Annotated in this window: 11 protein-coding genes; 1 reads left to right on the top strand and 10 read right to left on the bottom strand. The window is 71.6% G+C overall.

The window, feature by feature from the left end; all coding sequences use genetic code 11:
• Positions 1–332: 332 nt before the first annotated feature.
• From AB0K17_RS28650 to AB0K17_RS28615, 8 genes are all read right to left on the bottom strand, one after another.
• Positions 333–1,112: a putative protein N(5)-glutamine methyltransferase gene (locus tag AB0K17_RS28650; protein ID WP_365984751.1), complete on the bottom strand. Its 780-nt coding sequence runs from the start codon at positions 1,110–1,112 to the stop codon at positions 333–335.
• A gap of 173 nt (positions 1,113–1,285) precedes the next feature.
• Positions 1,286–1,930: a potassium-transporting ATPase subunit KdpC gene (kdpC, locus tag AB0K17_RS28645; RefSeq protein WP_365984750.1), complete on the bottom strand. Its 645-nt coding sequence runs from the start codon at positions 1,928–1,930 to the stop codon at positions 1,286–1,288.
• 4 nt (positions 1,931–1,934) lie between these two features.
• A complete protein-coding gene (gene kdpB, locus AB0K17_RS28640) occupies positions 1,935–4,049 on the bottom strand; it encodes a potassium-transporting ATPase subunit KdpB (protein ID WP_365984749.1) in 2,115 nt (704 codons plus the stop codon).
• Positions 4,046–5,737: a potassium-transporting ATPase subunit KdpA gene (kdpA, locus tag AB0K17_RS28635; RefSeq protein WP_365984748.1), complete on the bottom strand. Its 1,692-nt coding sequence runs from the start codon at positions 5,735–5,737 to the stop codon at positions 4,046–4,048. The genes kdpB and kdpA overlap by 4 nt, the downstream gene beginning before the upstream one ends.
• A gap of 8 nt (positions 5,738–5,745) precedes the next feature.
• A complete protein-coding gene (kdpF, locus tag AB0K17_RS28630) occupies positions 5,746–5,835 on the bottom strand; it encodes a K(+)-transporting ATPase subunit F (RefSeq protein ID WP_217241610.1) in 90 nt (29 codons plus the stop codon).
• Between the two features lie 317 nt (positions 5,836–6,152).
• Complete coding sequence (locus AB0K17_RS28625) at positions 6,153–6,929, bottom strand: DUF3710 domain-containing protein (protein ID WP_365969973.1); 777 nt, start codon at positions 6,927–6,929, stop codon at positions 6,153–6,155.
• A gap of 1 nt (position 6,930) precedes the next feature.
• A complete protein-coding gene (gene dut, locus AB0K17_RS28620) occupies positions 6,931–7,431 on the bottom strand; it encodes a dUTP diphosphatase (RefSeq protein WP_365969972.1) in 501 nt (166 codons plus the stop codon).
• Complete coding sequence (locus tag AB0K17_RS28615; RefSeq protein ID WP_365969971.1) at positions 7,428–8,012, bottom strand: PaaI family thioesterase; 585 nt, start codon at positions 8,010–8,012, stop codon at positions 7,428–7,430. The genes dut and AB0K17_RS28615 overlap by 4 nt, the downstream gene beginning before the upstream one ends.
• 59 nt (positions 8,013–8,071) lie before the next feature.
• On the opposite strand from AB0K17_RS28615, the gene AB0K17_RS28610 reads away from it, so the two are divergent.
• Positions 8,072–8,518: a DUF3093 domain-containing protein gene (locus tag AB0K17_RS28610; RefSeq protein ID WP_344433865.1), complete on the top strand. Its 447-nt coding sequence runs from the start codon at positions 8,072–8,074 to the stop codon at positions 8,516–8,518.
• 34 nt (positions 8,519–8,552) lie between these two features.
• Here AB0K17_RS28610 and AB0K17_RS28605 read toward each other — a convergent pair whose 3' ends face one another.
• Positions 8,553–9,356: a hypothetical protein gene (locus tag AB0K17_RS28605; RefSeq protein ID WP_365969970.1), complete on the bottom strand. Its 804-nt coding sequence runs from the start codon at positions 9,354–9,356 to the stop codon at positions 8,553–8,555.
• 14 nt (positions 9,357–9,370) lie between these two features.
• Positions 9,371–9,667, bottom strand: coding sequence for a DUF4193 domain-containing protein (locus AB0K17_RS28600; RefSeq protein ID WP_344433868.1), 297 nt, complete (start codon positions 9,665–9,667; stop codon positions 9,371–9,373).
• Between the last annotated feature and the right edge of the window lie 134 nt (positions 9,668–9,801).

The following is a 9,801-nucleotide window of genomic DNA, read 5'->3' as shown; positions in this document are numbered from 1 at the left end:
CGATCTGGATGAACTCCTGGTGCGGGTGCTTGCGGCCGCCCTGCGGGGGCACCGAGGCGGTGGTGCCCTCCAGGACGCCCCTACGGGGCGCTGCACCGGATACGGTGCGCCCGTAGGGGCGCGGGGAACTGCGCGACAAGCCAGGACGTGCCCGCGGATCGGCACGGCCCCGCGCCCCTACGGCGCGCCGTTCCGCTCATCGTCGCGCAGGGCGGGCTCCGCGGGGCGCCGGCGCCGTCGGACGCGCCTGTCCGGACGGGGCCGGACCGTACGGCGTCGTGGCCGCCGGTCCGGACGGGCCCGACGGCCGTGCGCAGCGCCGCCGGGCGGCCTCAACGCCGCCGCGTTCCCGGGCGTTTGCCGATGACGACCGTCGCGCAGCGCTCCTCGCACACGGCCACGCTCGGCTCCAGGCCGCCGGCCGTGAAGAGGGCGGCCGTCAGGGCGGCCTGGCGTGCGCCGGTCTCGACCAGCAGGTGGCCGCCCGGGGCGAGCCACTCGCGGGCGGCGGCCGCGACGCGGCGCTGGACGGCCAGCCCGTCGCTGCCGCCGTCGAGCGCCACCAGCGGTTCGTGGTCGCGGGCCTCGGAGGGCAGCAGGGCGATCTCGCCGGAGGGGACGTAGGGGGCGTTGGCGATCAGTACGTCGACGCGGCCGCGCAGGGAGCCGGGCAGCGGGGCGTACAGGTCGCCCTCGTGGACCCGGCCGCCGAAGGGGGCGAGGTTGCGGCGGGCGCAGCGCACCGCGGCCGGGTCGATGTCGGCGGCGTGCAGTTCGATGCCGTCGACGGCGGCGGCGACAGCCGCGCCGAGCGCGCCCGTGCCGCAGCACAGGTCGAGGACGACGGAGCCGGGTGCGGCCAGGGCCGCGGCGCGGGCCGCGAGGAACTCCGTACGACGGCGCGGGACGAAGACGCCGGCGTCGACGGCCATGCGCAGGCCGTGGAACTCGGCCCAGCCGAGGACGTGTTCGAGGGGCAGTCCGGCGGCGCGCCGTCCGGCCATGGCCTCGGCGTCGGCCGGGGTGCGGGCGGTGGACAGGATGAGGGCGGCCTCGTCCTCGGCGAAGACACAGCCGGCGGCGCGGAGCCTGGTGATGAGGGGGTGGGACATGAAAGAGCCTTTCGGGGGACCGAAGGGCGCTCTCTCGACGTCACCTGGACGTGGTCGCGGGTGAGAGCGCCCAGCCTGCCGCAGCGGTAATGGGTCTCACCTCCTGATGTCGTCGTGGCCCGGCAAGATCACGGATCTCGCCGGGCCACGACTTTACCCCACGGGTGCGGGGCTCAGCGCGTCAGTTCGCGCAGGGCGACATTGAGTTCGAGGACGTTGACGTGCTCCTCGCCCATGAAGCCGAGCCGGCGTCCTCGGACGTGGTCGGCGACGAGGTCGGCGACCCGCGCCTCGGGCAGGTGGTTGGCCTTGGCGACGCGCTTTGCCTGCAGCCGGGCGTAGGCCGGGGAGATGTCGGGGTCGACTCCGGAGGCCGAGGCGGTCAGGGCGTCGACGGGGACGTCGGCGGGCGCGACGCCGTTGAAGGCGGCGACGTCGGCGCGCCGCCTGGTGACGTTGTCGAGCAGCACCCTGCTGTCGGCGGCGAGGTTGGAGGCGCCGGAGACCAGGAGCTTGACCTGCGTGTTCTCGGTGTTGGGGCCGGCCGCCGAGGGGCGTCCCTGGAAGAACTTCGGGTCGGGCAGGGGGTTGCCGTCCTTGTCCTTCTTGTCGAGGTCGTAGCTCTGGCCGAGCAGCCGGGAGCCGACCGACCTGCCGTCGACCGTGATCTGCGAGCCGTTGGCCTGGTCGTTGAAGGCGGCCTGGGCGATGCCGGTAACGACCAGCGGGTAGATGACGCCGCAGACCAGCGTGAGGACGAGCAGGGCGCGCAGCCCCGCGCCGACCAGGCGGGCCGTGGAGCGTACGGAGTTGTTCATGACGTCACCCGATGCCAGGGATGAGGGAGATGAGCAGGTCGATGATCTTGATGCCGATGAACGGGGAGATCAGACCGCCCAGTCCGTAGATCAAGAGGTTGCGGCGGAGCATGGCGTCCGCACTCATCGGGCGGTAGCGCACGCCCTTCAGGGCGAGCGGCACCAGCGCGATGATGATCAGCGCGTTGAAGACGACGGCCGACAGGATCGCCGACTGCGGCGAGTGCAGGCTCATGATGTTGAGCTTGTCGAGGCCGGGGTAGGCCACGGCGAACATCGCCGGAATGATGGCGAAGTACTTGGCGACGTCGTTGGCGATGGAGAAGGTCGTCAGGGCGCCGCGCGTGATGAGCAGCTGCTTGCCGATCTCGACGATCTCGATGAGCTTGGTGGGGTCGGAGTCCAGGTCCACCATGTTCCCGGCCTCCTTGGCGGCCGAGGTGCCGGTGTTCATGGCCACACCCACGTCCGCCTGGGCCAGGGCCGGGGCGTCGTTGGTGCCGTCGCCGGTCATGGCGACGAGCTTGCCGCCGGACTGCTCGCGCTTGATGAGCGCCATCTTGTCCTCGGGGGTGGCCTCGGCGAGGAAGTCGTCGACGCCGGCCTCCTCGGCGATGGCCTTGGCCGTCAGCGGGTTGTCACCCGTGATCATGACGGTCTTGATGCCCATGGCGCGCAGCTCGTCGAACCGCTCGCGCATGCCCTCCTTGACGACGTCCTTGAGGTGGATGACGCCGAGGACGCGAGCGCCCTTGTCGTCCTCGACGGCGACCAGCAGCGGGGTGCCGCCGGCCTGGGAGATCGCGTCGGTGAGCTGCTGGGCGTCCTCGGGGACGGCTCCGCCGTTCTCCTTCACCCAGGCGACGACGGAACCGGTGGCGCCCTTGCGGACCTTGCGGCCGTCGACGTCCACGCCCGACATGCGGGTCTGGGCCGTGAAGGGCACCCACTCGGCGCCCACCAGCTCGCCCTCGTGGCGCTCGCGCAGGCCGTACTTCTCCTTGGCCAGGACGACGATCGAACGGCCCTCGGGCGTCTCGTCGGCCAGCGAGGAGAGCTGGGCGGCGTCGGCGACCTCGGCGGCCGTCGTGCCCTTGACGGGGACGAACTCCGAGGCGCGGCGGTTGCCGTAGGTGATGGTGCCGGTCTTGTCGAGCAGCAGCGTGGAGACGTCGCCCGCGGCCTCGACCGCGCGACCGGACATGGCCAGCACGTTGCGCTGGACGAGCCGGTCCATGCCGGCGATGCCGATCGCCGAGAGCAGCGCGCCGATGGTGGTGGGAATGAGACAGACCAGCAGCGCCGCGAGCACGATCATCGTCTGCTCGGCCTTCGCGTAGATCGCGAAGGGCTGGAGCGTGAGGACGGCCAGCAGGAAGACGATGGTGAGCGAGGCCAGCAGGATGTTGAGGGCGATCTCGTTCGGCGTCTTCTGGCGGGCGGCGCCCTCGACCAGGTTGATCATCCGGTCGATGAAGGTCTCGCCCGGCTTCGTCGTGATCTTGACGACGATGCGGTCGGAGAGCACCTTCGTACCGCCGGTGACGGCCGAACGGTCGCCGCCGGACTCGCGGATGACCGGCGCGGACTCGCCCGTGATGGCCGACTCGTCGACGGAGGCCACGCCCTCGACGACGTCGCCGTCGCCGGGGATGACGTCGCCGGCCTCGCAGACCACCAGATCGCCGACGCGCAGCTCGGTGCCGGGCACGGACTCCTCCGCGCCGCCGGCGCTCAGCCGGCGGGCGACGGTGTCGGTCTTGGCCTTGCGCAGGGTGTCGGCCTGGGCCTTGCCGCGGCCCTCGGCGACGGCCTCGGCGAGGTTGGCGAAGACCGCGGTCAGCCACAGCCAGACGGTGATGGCCCAGCCGAACCAGTCGCCGGGGTGGGCGAGGGCCAGGCCGGTGGTGACGACCGAGCCGACCTCGACCACGAACATCACGGGGGACTTGACCATCACCCGCGGGTCGAGCTTGCGGAAGGCGTCCGGCAGGGACTTCATCAGCTGCGCGGGATCGAACAGGCCGGAGGGGACCCGGCCGGGCTCGTGGCCGCCGCCGTGGCCGGCGGCCCGGCCGGAGTCCTCGGTGGCGGTACGGACAGGGGTGGTGGTGCTCATGAAAGTCCCTCCGCCATCGGGCCAAGGGCCAGGGCCGGGAAGTAGGTGAGGCCGGTGATGACGATGATCGCGCCGACGAGCAGGCCGGCGAAGAGCGGCTTCTCGGTGCGCAGGGTGCCCGCGGTCTCGGGGACGGGCTGCTGCTCGGCCAGCGAACCGGCGAGCGCCAGGACGAAGACCATCGGCAGGAAGCGGCCGAGCAGCATGGCCAGGCCGATGGTGGTGTTGTACCAGGGAGTGTTGGCGTTCAGGCCGGCGAAGGCCGAGCCGTTGTTGTTGGCGCCGGAGGTGAAGGCGTAGAGCACCTCGGAGAAGCCGTGTGCGCCACTGCCGTCCACCGAGTTGCCGGCGGTGTTGAGGATCGACTCCGGCGGCGAGGACAGGGCCATCGACAGCGCGGTGAAGCCGAGCACGAGGGTCGGGGTGATCAGGATGTAGCAGGCGGCGAGCTTGATCTCGCGGGTGCCGATCTTCTTGCCCAGGTACTCGGGGGTGCGGCCGACCATCAGGCCGGCGATGAAGACCGCGATGACGGCCATGACGAGCATGCCGTACAGACCGGAGCCGACGCCGCCGGGGGCGATCTCGCCGAGCATCATGCCCAGCAGGGTGATGCCGCCGCCGAGGCCGGTGAAGGAGGAGTGGAAGGAGTCCACTGCGCCGGTGGAGGTGAGCGTCGTGGTGGTGGCGAAGATCGCGGAGGCGCCGACGCCGAAGCGCTGTTCCTTGCCCTCCATGGCCCCGCCGGCCGCCTGCAGCGCCGCGCCGTGATGGGCGTACTCGGTCCACATCATCAGCGCCGTGAAGCCGAGCCAGATCAGGCCCATGGTGGCCAGGATCGCGTAGCCCTGCCGGACGTTGCCGACGAGCTTGCCGAAGGTCCGCGTCAGGGCGAAGGGGATGACGAGGATCAGGAAGATCTCGAAGAGGTTGGTGAAGGCGTCGGGGTTCTCGAAGGGGTGGGCGGAGTTGGCGTTGAAATAGCCGCCGCCGTTGGTGCCGAGTTCCTTGATGACTTCCTGCGAGGCCACGGCGCCGCCGTTCACCTGCTGGGTGCCGCCGGCCAGCTGCCCGATCTCGTGGATGCCGGAGAAGTTCTGGATGGCACCGCAGGCGACGAGGATCAGTGCGCCGACGACGGACAGCGGCAGCAGAATGCGGACGGTGCCGCGCACGAGGTCGGCCCAGAAATTGCCGAGTTCGCCGGTGCGCGAGCGGGCGAATCCCCGCACCAGGGCGACGGCGACGGCCATGCCGACGGCGGCGGAGACGAAGTTCTGCACGGCCAGGCCGAGCGTCTGCACGGCGTGGCCCATGGCCTGCTCGCCGGAGTACGACTGCCAGTTGGTGTTGGCGACGAACGAGGCGGCGGTGTTGAAGGCCTGGTCCGGGCTGATGGCGTGGAAGCCGAGCGAGAGCGACTTCGGCAGAACGCCTTGGACGCGCTGGAGGAGGTAGAGGAAGAGAACGCCCACGAAGGAGAAGGCGAGGACGCCGCGCAGATAGGCCGGCCACCGCATTTCGGCGTCGGGGTCGGCGCCTATCAGGCGGTACGTCCACTTCTCCACGCGCAGGTGTTTGCCGGAGCTGTAGACCGCGGCCATGTGGTCGCCGAGCGGGCGATAGACCAGGGCGAGTGCGGCGATCAGGGCGGTGAGCTGGAGGACTCCGGAGAGAACGGGGCTCATGGGCGTGCTCAGAACCTCTCCGGGAAAACGAGGGCGAGGATCAGGTAGCCCAGCAGGGCGACGGCCACGACCAGGCCGACAAGGTTCTCGACGGTCACAGCTTCGTCACCCCCTTGGCGACGAGAGCCACGAGCGCGAAGACCGCGCATGTGGTGACGACGAAGGCCACGTCGGCCATCGTGTGCTCCTAGAGAGGTTCGACAGGAACGGACCTCTAGAGGAAACATCCGCTACTGGCGCCTACGACCGCCGTTGACGCCTCCCTTACGGCCATTAGCGCGCCCTTGACGCGATCCATACGCGGCCGCGGAGGACCTGCGTAAATACGACCGGGCCGGAACCCGCAGTGCGGATTCCGGCCCGGTGAAACACTCGATTCCGGCCGCCGGAAAGGCGGCCGTACCCGTTTGGTGCGTCAGCGCACCTCGGAGATTTCCGGGCCCCGCTCCAGGCGGTCCACGCCGCCCGCGAAACGGGAGCCGGACGACTCCTGCTGGAGCCCCTCGGCGACCATCTGGGCGTCCTCGGGCAGCTTCAGGACGATCGGGTCGCGCGGGGCCATCGGGCCCTGCCCGCGCACCACGACGGTGTCCTGGAAGATCTGCTCCAGCAGCCCCGCGGTCTGCGGCTGCACCGCACCCTGGCCGGAGATGACGCCGCGCAGGAACCAACGCGGACCGTCACAGCCGACGAAGCGCACGAGCTGCACGCCCTGGGTGCCGTCCGGCAGCGCCACGGGCACCTGGGCCCGCAGCTCCCAGCCGAGGGGGCCCTCGACCTCGTCCACGACACCGCCCTGCTGGGTGATGCCGGCCGCGATCTCCTCGCGCACCTCGGGCCAGATGCCCTCGCGCTTGGGGGCGGCGAACGCCTGGAGCTGGACGGCGCTGTCGCGCAGCACCACCGTCGCGGCGACGATGGCGTCACCGGCGACCTCGACGCGCAGCTCCATGCCCTCGACGCCGGGCACGAACAGCCCGCCCAGGTCGACCCGGCCGTCGGCCGGGTCCCGCACCTCGGAGACGTCCCACGGCCCGTCGGGGCGGGGGCCCGGCTCCAGCCGGACCCGCATCTCGCTGCCCTGCGCGGCTTCGCCCGCCAGGGGGTCCTCAGCCGAATTTTCGGAGGTCACGTCGTCGAGGCGATCCGGCCCGACAACGTCCTCGCTGCGCTTGCGGCGACGACCGAACACGTCACTGTCCTTCCCGGTCGCAGGCGACCGAAGCGAATCCATTCCCCACGGCAGCGTGGCCACCGGTGGACCCGAAGCCCCCTTCGCCCCGTGCCGAGCCGGGAAGCTCCGCCACCTCGTGGAAGCGGACCTTCTCGACCTGCTGGACAACCAACTGGGCGATCCGGTCGAACCTCTCGAACCGGACGCTCTCGCGCGGGTCCAGATTGACCACAATCACCTTGATCTCTCCACGGTACCCGGCATCGATGGTGCCCGGGGCGTTGACCATGGAGACCCCGCAGCGGGCCGCCAGGCCCGAGCGGGGGTGCACGAACGCCGCGTAACCGTCGGGCAGCGCGATCGCGACCCCGGTGGGCAGCACGGCCCGCTCCCCGGGTGCCAGCACCGCGGCCTCGGTGGTGACCAGGTCCAGGCCCGCGTCACCGGGGTGCCCGTACGAGGGCAGGGGCACCTCGGGATCCACACGATTGATGAGGACGTCGACGGGCTGCCGGCTCACGGGTTCACCTCGAAGGCTCGTGCCACCTTCACCTGATCCGGGTCGGCGAGGGCGGCCTGGATCTCCTGCTTGCGGCCGTTGGCGATGAAGTGGTCGACCTTGACCTCGACGAACACCGCGTCCGCCTGCACCGCGACCGGGCCGTCCGGGCCGCCGATGCGACCGGTGGCCGTGCAGTAGATCTTGCGGCCGTGCACGGCCAGCGCCTCGGCCTGCAGGTGCAGCACGGTGTCCACCGGCACGGGACGCACGAAGTCCGTCTCCAGGCGGCCGGTCACCGCGATCACGCGCAGCAGCCAGCCCAGCGACCCCAGCGTCTCGTCCAGGGCCGTGGCCAGCACCCCGCCGTGCGCGAGGCCCGGAGCCCCCTGATGGGCCTCCCTGACCCGGAACTCGGCGGTGACGCTCACGCCCTCGCCGGCCCGCGCCTCGAGGTGCAGCCCGTGCGGCTGGCCGCCGCCGCAGCCGAAGCAGTGTTCGTAGTGCGACCCGATGATCTCTCCGGGCGCGGGGGCTTCGGGGTGCCGCACCGGGGGGACCGCGTCCCCCGGCGGTGTCAGCGCTGTCGTTCGTCCACTCACAGGGGCTGACCTTACCCGCGCGGACGGCACCCGGTCCCGTCCGTGCCAAGCTTGTGCACATGCAGCCTTACGAAGAACGCCTGACCGCCCCCCGCTCCTGGTGGTTCGTCGCGGTCCTCGCCGGGATCGCCATGGGGGTGATCCTGCTGCCGCTGGGGCCCCTGCCCATGCTCGGCGGGCTGGTCGGCGGCGGGGCGCTCGCGGCCGCGGCGGTGAGCTCGTACGGCTCGGTGCGCATCCGTGTGGTGGGCGACTCCCTCGTCGCGGGTGACGCCCGCATCCCGCTGACGGCCCTGGGCACGCCCGAGGTGCTGGACGCCGAGGAGGCGCGCGCCTGGCGCACCCACAAGGCCGACGTTCGCGCCTTCATGCTGCTGCGCGGCTATGTGCCCACGGCCCTGCGCGTGGAGGTCACCGACCCGGCCGACCCCACGCCGTACCTGTACCTGTCCACCCGCTCCCCCGAGCGCCTGGCCGCCGCGCTGACGACCGCCGCCACGGCGTGAGGAACGGCGGGCGGAACGTGCGCGCAAGGCCGGCCTAGGCCAGGCCCAGGCCCTCCTCGGGCAGCTCGCCCCAGGGCACCTGCCGCCCGCGCAGGTCCGCACGGACCTTCTCGGCGAGTTTCCTGGTGTCCCTGCGGTTCATCACCGCGCCCACCGCCGCACCGATCATGAACGGGGCGAGGTTGGGCAGGTTGCGGAAGGAGCGCTTGAGGACCCGCTGGCGCAGCTCGCGCCGCAGCTGGCCGCCGAGCGCGGCATTGACGGTCAAGGGGGACGTGACGTCGATGCCGCGCTCGTCGGCCCAGGCCCCGAGATAGGCCATGGTTCGCTGGCGGGCGGTGCCGGGAGCCCGCAGCCCGTAGACCTCGTGCAGCTCGGCGATGAGCTTGAACTCCACGGCGGCCACTCCGATGATCTCCGCCGCGAGCTCGGCGGGCATGGCGGGCGGCACGGGCAGCATGGCCGCCGCCCCGACGCCCGCACCGACGGTGGAGGTGCCGTGGACGGCACCGGCCACCAGTTTGTCCGCGAGCTCCTCGGGCCCGAGCCCGGGGAACTGCCTGCGCAGGGTCGCGAGGTCGCGCACCGGGATGCGCGGCGCGTTCGCGACGATCAGGTCGGCGACGGCGCCCAGGCCCGCCCGCACGCCCCGGCCGCTCTTCTTGAGTTGCACCACCGCGCCACGGCGCGCGGCAGCCGCGAGCGCGGCCGAGCGGCCCGGCTCGCCCTCCTCCGCGGCACCGGACGCCGCCGGGCCGCCGGAGGGCTCCCCGGCGGCCCCCAGGGCCGCTGTGGGCTGCCGGGAGGAGCGCTTGCGGAACGGGATCGAGCCTGCCATCGCAGACCGCCGCCTCACTCGCAGTCGCGGCAGATCGGCTGTCCGTTCTTCTCCCGGGCCAGCTGGCTGCGGTGGTGCACGAGGAAGCAGCTCATGCAGGTGAACTCGTCGGCCTGCTTGGGCAGGACCCGGACGGCCAGCTCCTCGTTGGACAGGTCGGCGCCGGGCAGTTCCATGCCCTCGGCAGCCTCGAAGTCGTCGACGTCGACGCTGGAGGCGGACTTGTCGTTCCGCCGGGCCTTCAGTTCTTCGAGGCTGTCACTGTCAACATCCTCGTCGGTCTTGCGTGGGGTGTCGTAATCCGTTGCCATGTCGCTCTCCCCCTCTGGGTGTCTGCGGTATCTCCAGCGCACGTAACGCGTGGGAGGCCGGACTTGTGCCCGACCCGAGGCGGAGATTTTGCCTCACATCAAGGTCTGTTACTCAATCGACACCCAACCGCACA

The organism is Streptomyces sp. NPDC049585 (genome assembly GCF_040675615.1).
Classification (GTDB): Bacteria; Actinomycetota; Actinomycetes; order Streptomycetales; family Streptomycetaceae; genus Streptomyces; species Streptomyces luteosporeus.
This window is presented reverse-complemented; position numbering and strand designations above follow the sequence as displayed.

Bases quoted from the DNA above. Each gene is read 5' to 3' on its own strand.
- kdpB (WP_365984749.1), bottom strand. From the start codon at position 4,049: ATGAGCACCACCACCCCTGTCCGTACCGCCACCGAGGACTCCGGCCGG.
- kdpC (WP_365984750.1), bottom strand. From the start codon at position 1,930: ATGAACAACTCCGTACGCTCCACGGCCCGCCTGGTCGGCGCGGGGCTG.
- AB0K17_RS28650 (WP_365984751.1), bottom strand. From the start codon at position 1,112: ATGTCCCACCCCCTCATCACCAGGCTCCGCGCCGCCGGCTGTGTCTTC.
- AB0K17_RS28605 (WP_365969970.1), bottom strand. From the start codon at position 9,356: ATGGCAGGCTCGATCCCGTTCCGCAAGCGCTCCTCCCGGCAGCCCACA.
- AB0K17_RS28600 (WP_344433868.1), bottom strand. From the start codon at position 9,667: ATGGCAACGGATTACGACACCCCACGCAAGACCGACGAGGATGTTGAC.
- kdpA (WP_365984748.1), bottom strand. From the start codon at position 5,737: ATGAGCCCCGTTCTCTCCGGAGTCCTCCAGCTCACCGCCCTGATCGCC.
- AB0K17_RS28610 (WP_344433865.1), top strand. From the start codon at position 8,072: ATGCAGCCTTACGAAGAACGCCTGACCGCCCCCCGCTCCTGGTGGTTC.